The following is a 19,067-nucleotide window of genomic DNA, read 5'->3' as shown; positions in this document are numbered from 1 at the left end:
TATTAAGCCTAAATAATAAAAAATTATTTAAGTTCAACCTTAGCACCAGCCTCTTCAAGCTCTTTTTTAGCTGCTTCAGCTTCGTCTTTGCTAACGCCTTCTTTAAGAACAGACGGAGTTCCTTCAACTGCGTCTTTAGCCTCTTTAAGACCAAGACCAGTAAGTGCTCTAACAACCTTAATAACGTTGATTTTCTTATCACCAGAATCAACAAGAACGATGTTAAATTCTGTTTTTTCTTCAGCAGCAGCTGCACCACCAGCAGCAGCTGCACCACCAGCTACCATTACAGGAGCTGCGCTAACACCAAATTTCTCTTCAAACTCTTTTACAAGTTCGCTAAGTTCAAGTACAGAAAGATTAGATATAAACTCTAATACGTCTTCTTTTGTAATTGCCATTTTTTATCCTTATTATTTTTTTAATTTGACTAAGCTGATTGTTCTTTTTTCTCTTTAAGCGCATTCAAACCAATTGTGAAATTTTGAATTGGCGCATTCCAAACTTGCAAAAGCATCGCAATAAGCTCATCACGGCTAGGCATTTTAGATAGAGCTTTAACTTTATCAACGCTTGCAACTTCGCCATCAATATAAGCTGTTTTAATTTTGAAAAGATCAGAATTTGACTCTTCAAATTTTGCGGCTACTTTAGTTACTGCTAATTGATCTTCACTCCAAAGATAGATATTTGTATCTTTGAGTTCCATTCCGACTTTATCAGAATTTTTAAGAGCAATATTTGCAAGAGTATTTTTAATAACTTGAACTTTTACATTTTGTTCTTTTGCAGAATTTCTTAAAACTTCAAGTTTTTTAACTGAAAGACCACGATAGTCACAAACTACAATAGCTTCAGCAGTTTTAAATTCACTCTCTAATTTTGCAACAACTTCAGTTTTTTCGTTACGTGTCACTTTTTCTCCTTTCCGACCGGTAATTTCAAGCAGAGCGGGTCGAATCAATTAAGCCCAATGGCCTCGGCTATCTCCAATCTAAGATATAAATTTGTCTAAATTTTTATTTTAAATCCATAACTTCTTGAGTATCAAGAGTTACAGAAGGGCTCATTGTTAAAGACAATGAAGCATTTTTTACATATCTACCTTTTGCAGTCGCAGGTTTATGTTTATTAATAGCTTTAATAAATGTTGAAATATTTTCATTTAGTTGCTCTTTAGTAAAATTAACCTTGCCAAGACCTGCATGTATATTTCCTTGCTTATCAACACGGAAATTTACCTGACCACTTTTTGCATTATTAACAGCTTGCGCAACATCCATTGTAACTGTTCCAGTTTTTGGATTTGGCATTAACCCTTTAGGTCCTAAAATTCTACCAACTTTACCTACAAGACCCATTAAATTTGGAGTAGCTATAAGAACATCAAAGTTCATTATACCTTTTTGGATATCCTCAACTAGATCATCAGCACCAACTATGTCAGCACCAGCAGCTTTTGCCTCATCAGCTTTAGCGTCTTTTGCTATAACAGCAACTCTTACAACTTTACCTGTGCCAGCTGGTAAAACAACTGAACCACGAACCATTTGATCAGCATGTCTTGGATCAACATTTAATTTTAACGCAATCTCAACTGTCTCATTAAATTTAGCAGAAGCTAGAGTTTTAACTGTATCGATAGCCTCGCTAAGATTATAAATTTTATCTTGCTCTACTTTTTTGAGCAATTCTTGAAATCTCTTACTAGTTTTTCCCATAAATTTCTCCGCATATAAATTGCTTCCGTCTTTTGAAAATCAACCTGACGGTAAAGGTTTTAGTCTACTACTTCGACACCCATTGAACGAGCTGAACCAGCAATAATCTTAGCTGCTTGCTCTTTATCATTTGTATTTAAATCAACAAGTTTTTTCTCAACAATTTCTAAAACTTGAGCTTTTGTTAATTTACCTACTTTATTTTTTAAAGGATTATCTGTTCCTTTTGTTATACCCGCAGCCTTTTTAATAAGGTCTGTAGCAGGTGGTTGTTTTGTGATAAATGTAAAACTTTTATCAGCATAAACAGTAATAACAACTGGGATATTAAATCCAACCATATCTTTTGTTTTTTCATTAAAGGCTTTACAAAATTCCATAATATTAACGCCTTTTTGTCCTAATGCTGGACCAACTGGCGGGCTAGGATTTGCTTTTGTTGCGGCAATTTGTAATTTTATTTCACCTATAACTTTTTTAGCCATTTCTTGCTCCTTAAATTATCTTCTCAACTTGTGAATACAAAATATCAACAGGGGTACTTCTACCAAAAATAGAAACATTGAGTCTAAGCTTACCATGTATCATATCGTATTCTTCAACGATACCTGTAAAGTTAGCAAAAGGACCTTCTGTTATGCGAACGCTTTCACCATCCTCAAAAAATATTTTAGGTTTTGGTGCCGCTCTTTTTTGAACTTTCTCCAAGATAGTATTTATATCTTTTTCAGTCAATGGCGTAGGCTTTTTAGCCTCACCAATAAAACGTCCAACCTTTGGTAAAGACTGAATCTTATGCCAAAGAGCTGTATCAAGATCTAAACATGCAAAAGCATATCCAGGATAAAGAGTTCTTTCATTAATTTTTTGCTTACCGTTTTTTATCTCTATTACGTCTTCTGTAGGAACGATAACTTCTTTTAGTTGATCTTCGATACCGTGATCTCTAACTAAATTTTCAATTCCTCTTTTTACTGCCATTTCGCTACCAGCGTAAGTTTGTATAGCATACCATTTATGTGACATTATTTTTCCTTACTCTATATAACTTTAGAAAGAACAAAGGACATAATAACATCAACAAGAGCTAAAAAAAGTGAAACAACAGCGACCACGATAAAAACTGCAATAAAAGCATTTCTAATTTGTTCTTTAGTAGGAAAGATAACTTTCATTATTTCCAATTTAGATAGCTTTATATAATTTATAATTTTTTCCATAATCTTAACCTTAATTGTGGCAGGGCAAGAGGGATTCGAACCCCCAACCATTGGATTTGGAATCCAGCGCTCTACCGTTGGAGCTATTGCCCTAATAGCTACTTATTCTTAATTAGCTTTTTAACTTAACTTCTTTATGAACAGTATGTTTTTTTAATCTTGGGCAATATTTTTTGAGCTCAACCTTATCTGTAGTGGTTTTGCTGTTTTTTGTAGTAGTATAATTGATATCACCACACTCAGAGCATTTTAAACCGATTTTAATTCTCATATATATTCCTTATAGAAAGCCAAAGGGTTTCCCCTTTGGCATAATTTTATAAATTAACCAAGTATTTTTGAAACAACACCTGAACCAACAGTTCTACCACCTTCACGGATAGCAAAACGAGTACCTTCTTCAAGTGCAACTGGAGCGATAAGCTCAACGGAAATTCTTACGTTATCACCTGGCATAACCATCTCTGTGCCTTCTGGTAATGTAATAGAACCAGTAACGTCAGTTGTTCTTACATAGAATTGTGGTCTATAGTTGTTAAAGAAAGGAGTATGGCGACCGCCCTCTTCTTTAGTTAGAATATAAACCTCACCCTCAAATTTTGTGTGAGGAGTAATTGATTTAGGTTTGCAAAGAACCATACCACGTTCAACGTCTTCTTTTTTAGTACCACGAAGAAGAACACCAACGTTATCGCCAGCTTCACCTTGATCCATCTCTTTTCTAAACATCTCAACACCAGTAACTGTTGTTGTTTGTGTAGGTTTGATACCAACGATTTCTATTGTGTCACCAACTTTAACAACACCTTTCTCAATTCTACCTGTTACAACTGTACCACGACCTGAAATTGAGAAAACGTCTTCGATTGGCATAAGAAGATCTTTATCTGTAGCACGAACTGGAGTTGGGATATAGCTATCAACTGCATCCATTAGTTCCATAATTTTTGCTGACCATTCACCATCTTGTCCAGCTTTTGCCTCTTCAAGAGCTTTAAGTGCTGAACCAGAAACTATCGGAGTATCATCACCTGGGAAGTTGTACTCGTTAAGTAGTTCGCGAATTTCCATTTCAACTAGTTCAAGCAACTCAGCATCATCAACCATATCTGCTTTGTTCATGAAAACAACGATATAAGGAACACCAACTTGGCGAGATAGCAAAATGTGCTCTCTTGTTTGTGGCATTGGGCCGTCTGCTGCAGAAACAACTAGAATAGCGCCGTCCATTTGAGCAGCACCTGTAATCATGTTTTTTACATAGTCGGCGTGACCTGGGCAGTCAACGTGAGCATAGTGACGTTTTTCTGTCTCATACTCAATGTGTGAAGTAGCAATTGTAATACCACGCTCTTTCTCTTCTGGAGCATTATCAATATTATCATAATCTTTTAGCTCAGCAAGACCTTTGCGTGAAAGAACAGCAGATATTGCAGCTGTTAAAGTAGTTTTACCATGGTCAACGTGACCGATAGTGCCTATGTTTACGTGTGGCTTGTTGCGTGAAAATTTTTCTTTAGCCATCTTTTCCTCCGTTATGATATGTGTCTTTATCTAATTCAAATTCGTATAGTAATATAAAATCATATAAACCAGTGGAGCTCATAGCGGGACTTGAACCCGCGACCTCTTCCTTACCAAGGAAGTGCTCTACCTCTGAGCCATATGAGCGAAAAACGCTTGGCTGAGACGATTTTAATCAACATACAAACAACTAAAAATTCATGAAAATAAAGATGGAATAACTGTGTTTAGTAAAATCTAGATACAGCTCCCAGTTTACTTTCCCAAATTTTGGAGCGGGAAACGGGGCTCGAACCCGCGACCCTCAGCTTGGAAGGCTGATGCTCTAGCCAACTGAGCTACTCCCGCATAACAATGGTGGTGAGACGTGGATTCGAACCACGGAAGACATAGTCAGCAGATTTACAGTCTGCCCTCGTTGGCCGCTTGAGTATCTCACCTTAAACATTAATAAGTTATTTTGGTATTTTCTGGTCAAACACTGTTACAAAATGGAGCTGGTGAACGGACTTGAACCGCCGACCCACTGCTTACAAGGCAGTAGCTCTACCAACTGAGCTACACCAGCACCTGTTTTGTGAAGTGGCAATTATAGCCCAAAATAAAATAAAAGTCAAGGAGATTTTGAAAAATATTTTATCTAATTTTTTTGCAATCAAAAATTTATAGAATTTATGAAAAATTTCAAAAACACCCACTAGACTGATCCATTTTTAACAAAAATAAAAAATAAATTTTACATATATAAATTTCATATTTTCATAGTTTTATTTTTTTTAAAAGCTAAAATTTCTATAATTACGAAAAATTACAAAGGATTTAATATGCAATTTTTACCTTGGGCGGTAATTTTACTGCTAATTTATGTGATCTACTTCTTAATGATCCGCTATGAAAAAAAGATAGCGACACTAAGCAAAATGATCGAGCAAAACAGTGATGGTATCAAAGAAAATAGAGACCTTATAGGTCAAAACAGGTCACTAATCGAGAAAAATAAACACAACATTGAGAAAAATACTAAAGATATTACAACAAATGTTGAAAAAATAGACATTGACTTGGAAGATTAATTCTTCCAAAATTTCTCTTCTTTTTCCTTTTTTATCAAATTTTCGTAAGTTTGCATTCTTATATTCACTGGCTCTAAATTTATGCCATCTTTTTTTATCTTAAAATATTTCCCATCCATCAAGCAATACTCTGGCACCAAGTCGTAGCGCTTCGAAAGTGGCAAAACTCTAAAGCTTAGATTATCCAGTATAAAAGGCTCTTTGTGTAAATTTTCCCAAACAGCTAGCACCATATGATATTTTTTCGTATTTTTTTCCTGAACAACCAGAAGGCATTTTTGATTATCCACGCCAAGATCTTTTAGGCTATCGCGTTTTGATATCGCGTACTCTTCGCAGTCTCCACCACCTCGCCTTAAAAACTCACCCCTAGTGCTCCACACATCTGCATTTGTATTGTAAAAATCATCATATCTTGGCATCAAAGAATTTAGGTATGAATTTATGAGCTCTAGCTTTCTGATAAAGCTTTCGTGTTCTATTTTTTTCATAAAATTTGCATAGTGATTTAGGATATTTTTGCAAATTTGATTTTTACATTGAGATATATTTTTTGGAGAAATTTCAAAATTATTTGCAAAAAGCGAAGAGGCAAAAAAGAAAAGAAGCAAAATTTTACGCATGAAGCTGCTTCATCAAAAGTACAAGACCTATTCTATCTTTCACATTTAGCTTGCTGTAAATCGACGTAGTGTGCGCCTTTACCGTCCTTAAAGTAATGCCTGTTTGCTCTGAAATTTCATTGTTTGTTAGACCTTGATAGATTAAGTTTGCGATCTCCTTTTCACGTGAGCTAAGCTCGCTTAGATCAGACTTTTTCTCTAAAGTTTCACTTTCATTATTTATATATGAGCCAGTTAGTTCTCCGATCATCGCTTGGATAAATTCTGGATAAAGCCAAACTTTGCCATTTAAAATCGTCTCAAAGGCATCTTCAAAGTGTGTTTTTCTCATGTGTGAGTTTGCATATCCTTTGACACCAAGAGCCAGCAGATGTTTGCCTTCACTAAATTTTGGTTCGTTTGCAAGGATTAGACATTTTATATTTGGAAAACTTTCATGAATGGTTTTAATATTTTCATCAAGGCTATCTTTAAAAGCGTTTGTATCGATACCGACGATATCGACCTCGTCGTTTAAATTTGCAAAAAAATCCTTTTTATTGTGAGTAAATTTCACACTATCATCTGAAAAATACCCTCGCCAAAGATTATTAAGCGAACCATTTTGAGTAAAAAAAACCACATTCATAACCATATTTCCTTATATCACATATAGGTTTGTTCGTAAATTTTTGACTCATTTACGAAAGCGATCAAGTAGCGCTCCTTGCCACTATTTGCCTCAAATTTATAACTAAAAGTAGATAAGAATTTCTCAACCACTTCTTTGCTCTCTTTTAAAAAGATACACATCTCAAAACAACCATTTGATATGGCGTATCTATATGGCACACTAAGAGATAACAAATTTAGATCAAAGTCCAAGCTATCGCTGCTTTCATCGTAGCCACTAATTGATATCTTGATGCTGCTTACTAGCTCATCTTCTATCTTTAGCCCAGCTAAGCTGATATGCTCTTCTTTTTTTAAATCTATCATCTCATCAAAGCTTTTTTCACAGTCTTTAAAGAGGAATTTAACGACCTCTCTTCCGATTAGATCGCATATTTTGCCATCATTTAAAATGACAAATTCCTCAGCCAGCTTTGCTCTTGAAATTTGATATTCGCTAAAATTTCGCTCAAAGCTAGCTGATTTTTGCATTATCGCTCCGTTAAAGCGTTTTGTTTTGCTTTTAAGATAGGTTTTAGCAGATAGTCAAGTATCGTCTTTTTACCAGTGATGATATCAGCTGAAACTATCATACCAACCTTTATCCTAAGTGGCTTCTCTTCACTACCAAGATAGTTTTTCTCAGTTTCTATCCTGACTAGATAGTAGCTCTCGCCTGTTTTTTCATTTGTCTCAGTATCGGCACTGATCTGCGTTACTTTGCCTTTTAAACCGCCATAAATACTAAAATCATACGCCGTAAATTTAACCATCGTATCAAGTCCAGGTCTTAAAAACGCAACGTCAGCTGGCTTAACCTTTACCTCAGCGATGAGTTTATCTTCTAATGGGACGATCTCAGCGATATTTTCACCTGGCTTGATGACGCCAGAAACTGTATGCACCATCATCTTACTAACGATACCATTTACCGGAGATCTTACATAAGTTCTTTCAACCCTGTCGCTTAGGCTGATTTGCGACTCGTTTATCCTTGCGATCTCAGCAGAGACTTCATTTAGCTCTTTTTTTGCATTATTTTTAAACGCCAGCTTTGCCTCTTCTATCTTATTTTTCGCCTCTTTTATGGTTGATTCGACCCTTGGCACGGCAAGCACAGATGCGTCAAGCTCGCCCTTTAGGTCATTTACACGTCTTTGAAGCTGGATATACTCGACCTCACTAACAAGACCTTTTTTAAAGATAGGCTCCATGATCGCTTTTTCTTTTAAAACAAGATTATAGCTATTTTGAGTTTGAGAAATTTTATTTCTAAGCTCATTTAGCTCACTTTGGCGTTGATGGATCTGCTCTGTTAGAATTCCTATTTGCTCATTTAAGTGATCTATGTTTGAGTTATGCAAGCTTATCTCGTATCTTACGGCCTTGCTGTTGTTCGCATCTCTTGTTTCGTTATAGTCAAATTCTTTATCATTTGCTTCAGCATCAAGCCTCATAAATTTAGCCTGAAGCTCATCAAGTCTTAGCTTTGACTCGCCGTAGCTACTTGTAAAGTTTTTATTATCAAGCCTGATTAAGATCTGATCTTTTTTAACCTCATCGCCCTCTTTTACAAAAATTTGATCCACGATACCACCCTCAAGGTTTTGTATCGCTTGGTTTTTGCCTGATGGGATGATCTTACCGCTACCTCTTGTTATCTCATCTATCTGCGCCCACGAAGCCCAAAGAAGTAGCCAAAATACAGTTATACTAACTGCATAAAGTATCTTTTTTGAGGTTGATGGAGCTTTTGCCAAAACTGCTTCTGAGAGGCTTGACATAAATTTCAAGTCATAAGCATCGTAGTTTTTTGCTTGGATGTTTGACTTGATGCCATCTACGCTATTTAAAATTTGATCTCCAGCGCTCTCTTGATCTTTTATATCGCTTTTTTGAACTGGCTTTTCGTCTGGCTTTAAATTTTCATTTTGTTGATTTTTTATATCTTCTTGCATAATCACTTCCCACTAAGTCTAGCTAAAACTTCATCTCTTGGACCATCTAGTAAAATTTTGCCGTTATCCATCACTATGAGCCTATCAACAAGATCAAGCATTGATGTTCTGTGAGTTACTAAAATCATAGTTTTATTTACGGTATTTACCTTTAAATTTGCTTTTAGCTTGCTCTCAACTGTATTATCAAGTGAATTTGTAGGCTCGTCAAGCAAGATGATAGGACTATCAAGCAAAAATGCCCTAGCCACGGCTATACTTTGACGCTGACCGCCACTGATGCCATCGCCTCTTTCAAAGACAGGCATATCAAAACCAAGCGGGTGAGCATTGACATATTCATCGACGCCACTTACCTTAGCCGCCTTAATAATCTGCATATCATCGACATAAGGAGCTTTTTGAACGATATTTTCTCTAACCGTTCCCTTAAATAGTACAACATCTTGTGGCACGTAGCCGATATTTCTTCTAAGATCAGCTGGGTCTATTTGATTTATATCGATACCATCAATTAGCACTGAGCCTTCAGTCGGTGCGTAAAGACCTAGGATTATCTTTTGCAAAGTTGTCTTACCAGAGCCATTTCTACCGATGATGCCTACTTTCTCACCCGGCTGAATGACAAAATTTATCCTATCAAGTGAGCCTTTTGTGGTGTCTGGATAAGTAAAGCTAACGTTTTTAAACTCTATCTTGCCATCAAAAGAATTTCTTCTAACAAATTTCTTGCCCTCAGGTCTTTCAACTGGCATCTGCATGATCTTGCTAAGGCTTTGATAAGCTGTCTTTGTCTGCTCGAAATTTGCAGCTAGTGAGGCTACTTGACCCATAGGGGCAATCGCACGAGAACTAAGCATAACAGCAGCGATCAAACCACCCATAGTAAGGTGCGTATCTTGTATCATATAAACGCCAAGAACGATGATAGCGATGGTGTTTAACTGCACCAAAAACGATGTAACTGTCGTGATCGAAGTAGTGATTATTTTTGATTTGATACTTCTATTTGCTATCTCGCCAGTCGCCTCTTCCCAGTTCCACTGCACATGGCCACTAGCACCAAGAGTTTTAATGGTCTCTAAGCTGCTAAGGCTCTCTATCAAAATTCCATTTTTCATAGCCGAAGCTTCAAATGTGCTTTTAATCGCATTTTGAAGCGGATCTTTTATAAAAAATGTATAGCACAAAATAGCTATCATGATAACAATAGGCACAAGCACAAGGTAGCTTCCTATAAAGTAGGTAACTATCAAGAAGATTAACGCAAATGGCAGATCCACAATGGCAGCAAGCGACGCAGATGAGAAGAAATTTCTAACTGTGTCAAATTCTTTCAAGTTGCTAGCAAATGAGCCAACCGACTTTGGTTTATTGCTAAATTTCATATCCATTACGCGCTCAAAGAGGATAGAGCTCATAATGATATCACTCTTCTTGCCTGCGATCTCAAGAAAATATGAACGGACAAATTTTAAAAATAGATCGATGCCATAAACGACGCTCACGCCAAGCGCTAGAACCCAAAGTGTCTCAACTGCGTTATTTGGCACAACGCGGTCATAGACGTTCATCGTAAAGAGTGGGCTTGCAAGGACAAATAAGTTTATGATAAAGCTTGCTATCACGACGTCAAAGTAAATTTTCTTAGAGCGCTTTAAAGTGCCCCAAAACCAGTGATCATTACCAGCGTCGATAAGCTTTGTCGAGCTTGTATCTTCTGGGACAAATTCACGTTTTAGGTAGTAAGCATAGCCTAGATACTCATCTTTTAGCTTGCTTGTTTCTATCGTGCTAGTACCAGTTGAAAGATCGGGCGTGATGATGTTTGCCATCTTTTTGTCTTCGCTGAAAGATTGCAAGATGCAAGCTTTTTTGCCTCTAAGCATCAAGATACAAGGCAAAACTAAAGGCGAAATTTGATCAAGGTCTTTTCTGACAAGCGTTGATGCAAAGCCAGCACGTGAAGCTGCACGAGAAAATAAAGACTTCGAGCTCTTTAGTGAAAAAAGCTCGATCTCTTCGCCATCTTTTACAGGCAGACCGATAGTCAAAGCATCGGCACTATATGGGTTGTTATGAAGTTTGGTAAAGATCACCAAACATTGAAGCAGTTCGTCTTTTATCTTATCGCTATGCATCTATCATCCAATATTTTTGATTTCATCTATGTAAATTCCTTGCATATTTTTAATGCCAAGCTCAATTAGCTTACTCTTTTGCTCTTCACTCTCAACACCAATCGCAATCAAAATGATATCTTTTGAGCTTAAAACAACATCTAGTGATTGTTTTGTGTTTGCTCCTGATTTATCACTTAAAAAGTCGATTAAGACGCTTGACTGGATCTTTACGTAGTCTGGATTAAATTCTTTTAGCTTCTCAATGCCTTTTGCATTAAGATCAAAGTGATCAAATCCAAAACCAAAGCCGAGTTCTTTTAATTTTTTAGTAAGTCTAACTATACTTTCGATACTAATATCGTCTTTGTTTGGAATTTCTATATAGTTTTTAGATTTTGAAATTTGAGCGATTTTCTTAAGAGTAGCTTCAAGTTTTGAGAAATTTTCATCCGAGCTTAGTATCTCTTTACCCAAATTTATCGCTAAGCTTCCTTGAGGTAAGATATTTTCAGGCAAAATTCTAGCGATCCTATTTAGGATATGAAGATCGAGCATCGCACCTAAATTTAGCTCATTTACCATTGGCATAAAGTATGATGCCATACGCCATTTGCCCTCGCTATCAACGAGCCTTAGATAAAGTTCATACTGCTCAAAGTTTGAGTCAAAACCAACTACTTTTTGAGCTGCAAATTTAAATTTATCCTCTTTTATAGAGTCAAAAATAAGCTCTTTGTATTTCTCTTTGCCGATGACTAAGGTGTTTTGATTTGCATTAAATTCTTTGCAAGTAAAGCAGCCGGCTAGTCTTGCGCTAGCCAAAGTAACGTCAGCTGATGTAAGTAGTGTCCTCATGTCAGTGCTTGGCGAGTACTCGACAATAGCAGCATTGACTGGGCATTCGCTATCATTTATAGAGAAATTTGCATAGAGTTTTTTAAACTCAGCCATGATCTTATCGTCTAAAGCTGAGAAATTTGATGAGTTTTTACCGTAAGAAAGCAAGATAAAATCGTTGTCATTTAGCCTTGCAACGATCGCATTTTGGTCATTTTCGGTTGATTTTTCTTGTAAAATTTGGGCTATTTTTATGATGACACTTTGCCATTTTTCAAAGCCAAGAACGCCTTTTAGCCCTGCTAGATCTTTAAAGCTAACAAGCGAAGCAACACCGCTTGAATACTCTTCACTTGCTAAATACTCGCTAAATTTAGTTTGGAAAAATCTTCTATTGTAAGTACCGCTCATAGAGTCTTTATATAAAAGCTCTTGATACTTGCTAAGCGTAGCCGCCTCTCTTTCAAATATGTCTTGAACCTTGCTAACCATCGAGTTCATGGCGAGCACCATCTTTTTAAGGTCTGTTGTGAATGGAATTCTCTTTTGGATGATAAATTTATTATCAAGTATCGCTTCAGCTTGATCCTGCACCTTAACAAGTGGTCTAAATATCGCCTTAAGAGCAAAAAACGCCACGACAAGAGCGATGATGATCATTAAAGCTAGAAAGTTAAAAATATTTTTTGAGTTTGAGTAAAGCTCATTGTAAGCAAGTGCTGTGCTGCCTTGAACATAGAGAGTACCAAATTTAGCCCAGCCAGTCATGATCTCGCTAGTTGCAACAGGGGCTTCAAATTTAGCAATCTTATAAAACCACTCAGGGATATCTTTAACGATAGTTTGTTGAGAATTTTCTATGAGCACCTTACCATCGACATCTTCAAGTTTAATGAGCTTGTATCTGCCGCTATCAAACATAGAATTTATCATCGTTTGCGCCAAAGACATATCCTCAGGATCAACAATCGGCTTTAAAGCAAGTCCAAGTGAGTTTGCTGTGTGCCTTGCGTTTTCACCGAGCTGGTCGTTGATGTATCCATTTAGGCTCTTAAAATTTAAGTAGCCAACAGCCATAAAAATCACGATGCCAAAAGCTATCACAGCGATCATAATCTGTTTAAATAGCGTCATAAATCCTCTTTTCCTATCCTATCTATTAGTTCCATCCACTTAGGATTTTGTTTTTTATTTCCACCTGGTATTGCCTGACCAAGACCTTCTTGTTTTGCCAAGTATAGCGAATCACCGTTGAAACTATAAACTGGCACGAGGTCTGTTCTTTGAGTTGCGATTTTTATTTTACCATTTATGTTGTCTAAAATTAATGGAATAGACTTTGGTGTATCATAATATGCCAAAACCATATGTGCTTGGTTGTATCTTAAGGCTTTAACGTATGTGAAGTATAATTTTTGAGTTGGAATTCCAAGTTGCTTTAGGGTGAAATACTTTGCGATAACGTAGTCTTCGCAGTCACCAGCGCCTTTTCCTACAAATTCCATTCTGGTAGCCCAGTAATCTTTTTTATGCCAAAGTTGCATATCATCAACCCACCTAAAAGAGTTAAAAAAATCATTTACTTTTATTAATTTCTCTTGTTCGGTTGCATCTTGCAATGAAGTCATTAAAGAATTTAATGCCGATGCCCTTCTTCTTGCATCTTCTCCATAAATTTTAGCCACCTTTGCTATCGTTGTTTGTTTTATAAAATCCCCGACAGCATCTAATGCTAATAACGAAAAAAGGACGCTTAAAGTAAGCGTCCAGAATTTTGCTTTGACCCTCATGGTCATCACTTTTTAAATTTTTATCTTAAGTCGTTTTGAATACTGCAAGCGCCTTGAATATATCTCTTAGCAAAGCCTGGCTCAAAACTATCTGAAACCATACCCATGTTATCTAGCAATCTATATTTTGCATAAGATAGTGCAGTCTCAGTTGTAGCTATCTCTTTTAAAGCTGTGTTGTACTCGTTTTCTGCATCAAGTAGGTTGATAAGGTCGCGGCGACCGATTCTAAACTCATCTTGGTAAGCATCAAGTGTAGCTTTTGCATATTCAACGTGTTGATTTAGATATCCCATTTTCTCTTGGTTAAGAACATAGTTTTGCCATGAGAATTCTAAAGACTCTTTAAGCTCTCTTACAAGGTTGTCCATAGTTTGTTGCTCTTGTTGAACAGCAAGTTGGCTCTTCTCTTTATCTAGCTTATCATTGCCTTTGTTGTAAAGGTTATAGTTTAGTCTTAAAAGAGCGTCAAATGTTTGCTCTTCATAATCATCATATAAAACATTTGAGTGATCATAAGCACCAGACACAACAAGATCTAGTTTTGGTAAGAATGGTGCATTTTTCTCTTTTACAACAGACTCTGCCATAGCGATGTTTGATCTTTGAACTAGAAGTGTTGGGTTGCAAAGAACAGCTTTATCATAAACAGCCTCCTTAGTGCTTGGTAATGGCAGGTTAAATTCAGGCATTACTAGGTTTTTAGCAGCAACTTTTCTTCCATATAGTTTTTCAAATGTAGAAAGTGCGTCTTCATAGTTATTTTTTGCAGCTATATAGTTTGATTGAGCCAAAGTATAGCGTGATCCAGCTTGTCTCTCTTCAGAAGCTACGCCGTAACCTGATCTTGCTCTATCTTTGATTTGGCTATAAATTTCTTCATGGCTTTTTACGTTTTCTTCTTCAATGTCAAGAATTCTCTTTGTTTGAAGAACTTGTAGGTAAGCATTTGCAGCGCTTAGTGTTAGTCTATCTGCAGCTTGAGCTACTGTGTAAGCAGCTGAGTCAAGTCTTGCGCTTTGAGAGTTGATTCTGTTTTTATCAGCACCACCATTATAAAGGTTTTCAACTAAAGTTAAAGATGCGCCAGATACTCTGCCATCGCCTCTTCTTGTTGTAAGACCATCATCAAGACGTTTTCTCTCATATCCTACTCTAGCTGCTGCATCAAGTGTTGGATAGTAGGCATTTTTAGCTATTTTTAGATCTTTGCCTACTTGTAAGTAGTTAAATTCTGTAGCTTTTAAGCTTGGGTTTTCATTTAAAATAGTTTTTACAACTTGATCCAAAGTCAATACGCTATCATCAGCTTGTGCTGTAGCTGCTGCTTTAGGTTCTGCTGATATAGTTTGCTCTATATTAGATTTTTTAGCTGACTGAGCATTTGTTACAGGTGACTTAGCTCTCATTAAAGCATCTTTATAACCTGACTCATTTTGAACTTTTGCAAGTAACTCATTAGCTTCATTTTCAGAAACTGGAGCTGTATCAACATATAAAAACTTTCTTCCACCAACTTCATAAACGCCAGTAGTTAGTCTGCTATCTGATATTTTGCTGTTTACTTTACTAACAGCACTATCGATTCTAGCAGCGCTATCATCTTGAGCGAATGAAGCTAGAAAAATCCTATAAGGGACATCTTGAGCAGACAACAGTGTTGCTGCAGCCAAAGCACTAATTGCTAACATCTTTTTCATAACTAGATCCTTTTACCTTTTATTGCCAAACTTTTGCTTGACTTTTGGTGCGAATTATACACCAAGAAATATTAAACGTATTTTAAATATCTTATGACAAAAAAATAATTTTTATATTGTCTTAGAAAATCGCCTTAAATTTTCAGGAATTTTCTTAAGATACTCATCAAAACACATTGCAATATTTCGTATTATCAGCGTTCCTGTCTCATTTACACTGATTTTATCTGTCGTAACATCGACAAATTCACTTAAATTCTTTAGCTCTTCAAGCTCATTTTTGAAATGTTCAAAGAAATTTATATGAAATTCATCCTCGACTGCCTTGATATTAAGCCCAAAATTACTCATTAAACTCATGATCACACTTTTTCTAAGCAAATCTTCTTCACTTAAGTAAATTCCCTTTGCGTATGGAAGTTTTCCACTATCGATCGCTTTTTCATACTCATCCATGTCTTTATGATTTTGCGCGTAGTGTCTTTTACACTCACCGATACTTGTGATGCCTATGCCGATAAGATCAGCACCACCTTTCGTCGTATAACCTTGAAAATTTCTATGCAAGGTGCCATTTGCCAAAGCGCCAAAAAGCTCATCATTTGGCTTTGCAAAGTGATCCATGCCTATCATTTTGTAGTCATTTTTAGTTAAAAACTCAGCTGTAAATTTTAAAATTTCAAGCTTCACTTCTGGATTTGGCAAGGTTGTCTCATCAAATTTACGCATCGACTTTTTTATCCACGGCACGTGAGCGTAGTTAAATACTGCAAGCCTATCTGGATCAAGTGTAAGAGCAAGCTCAAGCGTCTTTTTAAAGCTCTCTAAGCTTTGATATGGCAGACCGTAGATCAGGTCCATATTGATTGATTTTATGCCCTTTTGCCTAGCCATTTTTACGGCATTTTGAGTGATCTCATAGGGCTGAATTCTATGAATTTCTTTTTGCACTTTCTCATCAAAGTCTTGCACGCCGTAGCTTATGCGGTTAAAGCCGTGAGATATGAGCACATCAAGCTGCTCATTTGTCAAAAATCTCGGGTCTATCTCGCAGCTTATCTCAGCCTCTTTTGAGAAATTTTTAAATTTAGCCTTGATAAGTTTAATAATCTCATCAAGCTGGGCGGCATTATAAAATGTCGGTGTGCCGCCGCCAAAGTGCATCTGCAAGACCTCAGTGCTTGTGTCTAGGTGGCGAGCTAAAATTTCAAGCTCTTTTTCTATATATCTTATATATCTCTCTTTGCGGTCCTCTTTGCTCGTGTAGATGACGTTACAGCCACAAAAATAGCAAGCACTCCTGCAAAATGGCAAGTGCAAATAAAGCGAAAGCGGCCTTTTTTTATCGCGGTTTTCAAGCTCTTTTACGTAAGCCTCATAGCTAAATTTATCGCTAAACTCTGGCGCTGTCGGATAGCTCGTATATCTTGGCCCTGGCCTTGAATACTTCACATACGCACTAAAATCAATCATCTGCCCTGCTCCTTGCCATTTGGATCATCTCTTTTATATCTACAAATAAATTTGGATGCTCTTTTTTTATATTTTTTACTAGTTTTTCAAGATCTATGTTAAACTGCCTGCTCTTTTTATCGTGAGCGATCTTTTTGATCTCATCCATCGCAACCACCCAAACATCGCTAAAATCAACTGGAATATTTTGCCAGATCGTCTTTTCAAGTCTTAGGTCAAAATTCTCTTTTTGCGTCTCTTTTAAAGCTTCTATTAAAGCTGAGAGCGATTGTACTGAAATGACCGTGTGTAAATTTTGATTTTCATCAATGCCAAACCACGGCTCTTTCGAGTCCCATGAGCCACTTTTTAAATTTAAAATGTGCTCGTTTGGATTTTTCGTTGAAACTATCTCAAAGACCGTTTTTTCAGGCTCGCTTAGCCCAAGGTTATTACCGATCTCATCTATCTCATCATATATATTTTTCTCTTCACTCATCTTCTTCTCTCGTCTAACCAGACCATCACACCTTTTTGAGCATGAAGTCTATTTTCCGCCTCGCTAAAAATTTCATCCGCGTGCTTTTCAAAGACAGCCTCGCTCACCTCGTAGCCTCTGTAAGCTGGCAAGCAGTGCAAAAATATTGCATCTTTTTTAGCTAAGCTCATCAAATTTTCATCCACGCAGTATCCAGCAAAGTCTTTTAGCCTCTTTTCTTTCTCGGCCTCTTGACCCATCGATACCCAAGTGTCCGTAGTCACTACATCGGCACCATTTACCGCTTCTTTTATATCATTTGTGATAAAAATTTTCGCACCTGAAATTTTTGCGTTTTCATTAGCCATTTTTAAAATTTCAGCATCCACCTCGTAGCCTTTTGGTGTGGCGACCCTTAGCTTAAGTCCAAGCTTGCTTGCTAGCATAAGCCACGAGTGAGTCATGTTGTTGCCATCTCCTACGTATGCAACCTTCTCTCCTGCGCTAAATTCAAGCATGGTTAGATAGTCTGCCATGAGCTGAACTGGGTGAAATTTATCGCTTAGGCCGTTTATCACTGGCACGCTTGAAAATTTAGCAAATTCTTCTAGCGTCTCGTGCTTATCGACCCTTAGCATAGCCATGTCGCACATCCTGCTTATCACTCTAGCGGTGTCACGGATTGGCTCGCCACGGCCTATTTGTATATCGTTTTTACTTAAAAATAGCGCATATCCGCCAAGCTCGTGCATGCCTACATCAAAGCTCACTCTAGTTCTGGTTGAGCTTTTTTCAAATACCATCGCAAGCTTTTGGTCTTTAAGATATGGCTTAAATTCTCTAGCCTTCGCCTCTTTTTTGATCTTGCGGGCTAAATTTATCATCTGCTCGATTTCATCTTTGCTAAAGTCATTTAGCGTCAAAAAGTGCCTCATTTTAGCCCCTTAAAATTTTAGCCGCTTCTTTTGCGTGATAGGTGATGATCAAATTTGCCCCTGCTCTTTTAAAGCCGATTAATGTCTCCATCATGACGCGCTCATAGTCGATGATGCCAGCTTTTGCGCCAGCTTTTAGCAGTGCGTACTCGCCGCTTACGTTATAGACGCAAAGTGGCAGAAGTGTCAAATTTCTTAGCTCTCTAACGATGTCAAGATAAGCAAGCGCTGGCTTTACCATCAAGATATCAGCGCCTTGCGCCTCGTCTTGCAAGCTCTCGTTGATCGCCTCCAAGCGGTTTGCGCTGTCCATTTGGTAGCTCTTTCTATCGCCAAAGCTTGGAGCGCTTTGCGCCACGTCACGAAATGGTCCGTAGTAAGCTGAGGCAAATTTAGTCGAGTACGCCATCACTGGTAAATTTTCAAAGCCATTGTTATCAAGTGTCTCTCTTAGCGTTGCGATGATGCCATCCATCATGCCGCTTGGTGCGATCATGTCGGCACCATTTTTAGCGTGTATCAAAGCTTGTTTGGCTGAAATTTCAAGTGTGGCGTCGTTGTCGATAGTGTTATGTACGTGGTCGATTATGCCGCAGTGGCCGTGGTCTGTATATTCGCAAAAGCAAAGGTCGGTGACGACTACTAAATTTGGAAATTTATCCTTTATGGCTCTAAGTGCGGTTGCGATGATGCCGTCGCTACTTAGTGCGTCGCTGCCAACGCTATCTTTTAGGCTTGGTATGCCAAATAAAATGATCGATTTTATGCCTAAATTTACTATCTCTTCGCACTCTTTTAAAATTTCATCGATACTCATTTGATAGACGCCTGGCATCGAAGCGATCTCGTTTTTAACGCCTTTGCCCTCGACCACAAAGAGCGGATAGATGAAGTCATTTACGCTAAGGCTAGTCTCTCTTACCATGTCTCTTAAAGCTGGATTTATTCTTAATCTTCTAAAACGTTTAAACATATTTTTGCC

At 37.3% G+C, this 19,067-nt stretch carries 21 protein-coding genes and 5 tRNA genes; 1 reads left to right on the top strand and 25 read right to left on the bottom strand.

What is annotated here, in order from left to right; genetic code table 11:
* Nucleotides 1-23: 23 nt before the first annotated feature.
* The 13 genes from rplL to CCS77_RS03375 all read right to left on the bottom strand — a co-directional run bounded on the left by rplL (nucleotide 24) and on the right by CCS77_RS03375 (nucleotide 5,033).
* Nucleotides 24-401, bottom strand: a complete 378-nt coding sequence (gene rplL / locus CCS77_RS03435; protein ID WP_009294518.1) for a 50S ribosomal protein L7/L12 — start codon at nucleotides 399-401, stop codon at nucleotides 24-26.
* Between the two features lie 29 nt (nucleotides 402-430).
* Nucleotides 431-916, bottom strand: coding sequence for a 50S ribosomal protein L10 (gene rplJ / locus CCS77_RS03430; RefSeq protein ID WP_009294520.1), 486 nt, complete (start codon nucleotides 914-916; stop codon nucleotides 431-433).
* A 103-nt stretch (nucleotides 917-1,019) separates the two neighbouring features.
* Complete coding sequence (gene rplA / locus CCS77_RS03425; protein WP_002941167.1) at nucleotides 1,020-1,721, bottom strand: 50S ribosomal protein L1; 702 nt, start codon at nucleotides 1,719-1,721, stop codon at nucleotides 1,020-1,022.
* A gap of 59 nt (nucleotides 1,722-1,780) precedes the next feature.
* Entirely contained in the window at nucleotides 1,781-2,206 is a 426-nt protein-coding gene (gene rplK / locus CCS77_RS03420) for a 50S ribosomal protein L11 (RefSeq protein ID WP_002941145.1), read from the bottom strand.
* A gap of 10 nt (nucleotides 2,207-2,216) precedes the next feature.
* Nucleotides 2,217-2,750, bottom strand: a complete 534-nt coding sequence (gene nusG, locus CCS77_RS03415) for a transcription termination/antitermination protein NusG (protein WP_180385147.1) — start codon at nucleotides 2,748-2,750, stop codon at nucleotides 2,217-2,219.
* Nucleotides 2,751-2,761: 11 nt separating this feature from the next.
* Complete coding sequence (secE, locus tag CCS77_RS03410) at nucleotides 2,762-2,941, bottom strand: preprotein translocase subunit SecE (RefSeq protein WP_161545284.1); 180 nt, start codon at nucleotides 2,939-2,941, stop codon at nucleotides 2,762-2,764.
* 17 nt (nucleotides 2,942-2,958) lie between these two features.
* Nucleotides 2,959-3,034, bottom strand: a tRNA-Trp gene (locus CCS77_RS03405).
* A gap of 19 nt (nucleotides 3,035-3,053) precedes the next feature.
* Entirely contained in the window at nucleotides 3,054-3,212 is a 159-nt protein-coding gene (rpmG, locus tag CCS77_RS03400; protein ID WP_002941157.1) for a 50S ribosomal protein L33, read from the bottom strand.
* Between the two features lie 53 nt (nucleotides 3,213-3,265).
* Nucleotides 3,266-4,465, bottom strand: coding sequence for an elongation factor Tu (tuf, locus tag CCS77_RS03395; protein WP_002941132.1), 1,200 nt, complete (start codon nucleotides 4,463-4,465; stop codon nucleotides 3,266-3,268).
* A 72-nt stretch (nucleotides 4,466-4,537) separates the two neighbouring features.
* A tRNA-Thr gene (locus tag CCS77_RS03390) sits at nucleotides 4,538-4,612 on the bottom strand.
* Nucleotides 4,613-4,736: 124 nt separating this feature from the next.
* A tRNA-Gly gene (locus CCS77_RS03385) sits at nucleotides 4,737-4,813 on the bottom strand.
* Nucleotides 4,814-4,820: 7 nt separating this feature from the next.
* Nucleotides 4,821-4,905: transfer RNA gene (locus tag CCS77_RS03380), tRNA-Tyr, on the bottom strand.
* Between the two features lie 52 nt (nucleotides 4,906-4,957).
* A tRNA-Thr gene (locus CCS77_RS03375) sits at nucleotides 4,958-5,033 on the bottom strand.
* A gap of 256 nt (nucleotides 5,034-5,289) precedes the next feature.
* Between CCS77_RS03375 and CCS77_RS03370 the strand changes: the two genes are divergently transcribed.
* Nucleotides 5,290-5,538: a hypothetical protein gene (locus tag CCS77_RS03370; protein WP_002941090.1), complete on the top strand. Its 249-nt coding sequence runs from the start codon at nucleotides 5,290-5,292 to the stop codon at nucleotides 5,536-5,538.
* On the opposite strand, the gene CCS77_RS03365 is transcribed toward CCS77_RS03370, so the two are convergent.
* The 12 genes from CCS77_RS03365 to hemB form a co-directional block, all read right to left on the bottom strand.
* The gene (locus tag CCS77_RS03365) at nucleotides 5,535-6,161 is read right to left on the bottom strand and encodes a transglutaminase-like cysteine peptidase (RefSeq protein ID WP_103632497.1); all 627 of its coding nucleotides are present in this window, start codon (nucleotides 6,159-6,161) and stop codon (nucleotides 5,535-5,537) included. The two genes, CCS77_RS03370 and CCS77_RS03365, sit on opposite strands and share 4 nt — an antisense overlap.
* Entirely contained in the window at nucleotides 6,154-6,789 is a 636-nt protein-coding gene (locus CCS77_RS03360) for a response regulator transcription factor (protein WP_002941084.1), read from the bottom strand. The genes CCS77_RS03365 and CCS77_RS03360 overlap by 8 nt, the downstream gene beginning before the upstream one ends.
* 17 nt (nucleotides 6,790-6,806) lie before the next feature.
* Nucleotides 6,807-7,304 (bottom strand): DUF5416 family protein, encoded by a 498-nt coding sequence (locus CCS77_RS03355; protein WP_107916570.1) that lies wholly within the window; start codon nucleotides 7,302-7,304, stop codon nucleotides 6,807-6,809.
* Nucleotides 7,304-8,770: an HlyD family type I secretion periplasmic adaptor subunit gene (locus CCS77_RS03350; RefSeq protein WP_021085491.1), complete on the bottom strand. Its 1,467-nt coding sequence runs from the start codon at nucleotides 8,768-8,770 to the stop codon at nucleotides 7,304-7,306. The genes CCS77_RS03355 and CCS77_RS03350 overlap by 1 nt, the downstream gene beginning before the upstream one ends.
* Before the next feature lie 2 nt (nucleotides 8,771-8,772).
* On the bottom strand, nucleotides 8,773-10,911 hold the full coding sequence (locus CCS77_RS03345; protein ID WP_021085509.1) for a type I secretion system permease/ATPase: 2,139 nt from the start codon (nucleotides 10,909-10,911) through the stop codon (nucleotides 8,773-8,775).
* A 3-nt stretch (nucleotides 10,912-10,914) separates the two neighbouring features.
* Nucleotides 10,915-12,864: a bifunctional diguanylate cyclase/phosphodiesterase gene (locus CCS77_RS03340; RefSeq protein ID WP_012001498.1), complete on the bottom strand. Its 1,950-nt coding sequence runs from the start codon at nucleotides 12,862-12,864 to the stop codon at nucleotides 10,915-10,917.
* The gene (locus tag CCS77_RS03335) at nucleotides 12,861-13,520 is read right to left on the bottom strand and encodes a transglutaminase-like cysteine peptidase (protein WP_107916569.1); all 660 of its coding nucleotides are present in this window, start codon (nucleotides 13,518-13,520) and stop codon (nucleotides 12,861-12,863) included. The genes CCS77_RS03340 and CCS77_RS03335 overlap by 4 nt, the downstream gene beginning before the upstream one ends.
* Nucleotides 13,521-13,540: 20 nt before the next feature.
* Nucleotides 13,541-15,220: a TolC family outer membrane protein gene (locus CCS77_RS03330; RefSeq protein ID WP_107916568.1), complete on the bottom strand. Its 1,680-nt coding sequence runs from the start codon at nucleotides 15,218-15,220 to the stop codon at nucleotides 13,541-13,543.
* 111 nt (nucleotides 15,221-15,331) lie between these two features.
* Entirely contained in the window at nucleotides 15,332-16,693 is a 1,362-nt protein-coding gene (hemN, locus tag CCS77_RS03325) for an oxygen-independent coproporphyrinogen III oxidase (protein WP_107916567.1), read from the bottom strand.
* On the bottom strand, nucleotides 16,686-17,171 hold the full coding sequence (locus CCS77_RS03320; protein WP_107916566.1) for a DUF2603 domain-containing protein: 486 nt from the start codon (nucleotides 17,169-17,171) through the stop codon (nucleotides 16,686-16,688). The genes hemN and CCS77_RS03320 overlap by 8 nt, the downstream gene beginning before the upstream one ends.
* Nucleotides 17,168-18,085, bottom strand: coding sequence for an ornithine carbamoyltransferase (argF, locus tag CCS77_RS03315; RefSeq protein ID WP_107916565.1), 918 nt, complete (start codon nucleotides 18,083-18,085; stop codon nucleotides 17,168-17,170). Before argF ends, CCS77_RS03320 begins: the two co-directional genes overlap by 4 nt.
* Before the next feature lies 1 nt (nucleotide 18,086).
* Nucleotides 18,087-19,058, bottom strand: a complete 972-nt coding sequence (gene hemB / locus CCS77_RS03310; protein ID WP_107916564.1) for a porphobilinogen synthase — start codon at nucleotides 19,056-19,058, stop codon at nucleotides 18,087-18,089.
* Nucleotides 19,059-19,067: the final 9 nt, after the last annotated feature.

The sequence above is a fragment of the Campylobacter concisus genome, from assembly GCF_003048375.1.
In the GTDB taxonomy this organism is placed as follows: domain Bacteria; phylum Campylobacterota; class Campylobacteria; order Campylobacterales; family Campylobacteraceae; genus Campylobacter_A; species Campylobacter_A concisus_T.
Note: the sequence above shows the minus strand (reverse complement) of the source record. Positions and strands in the feature narration are given on the sequence as shown.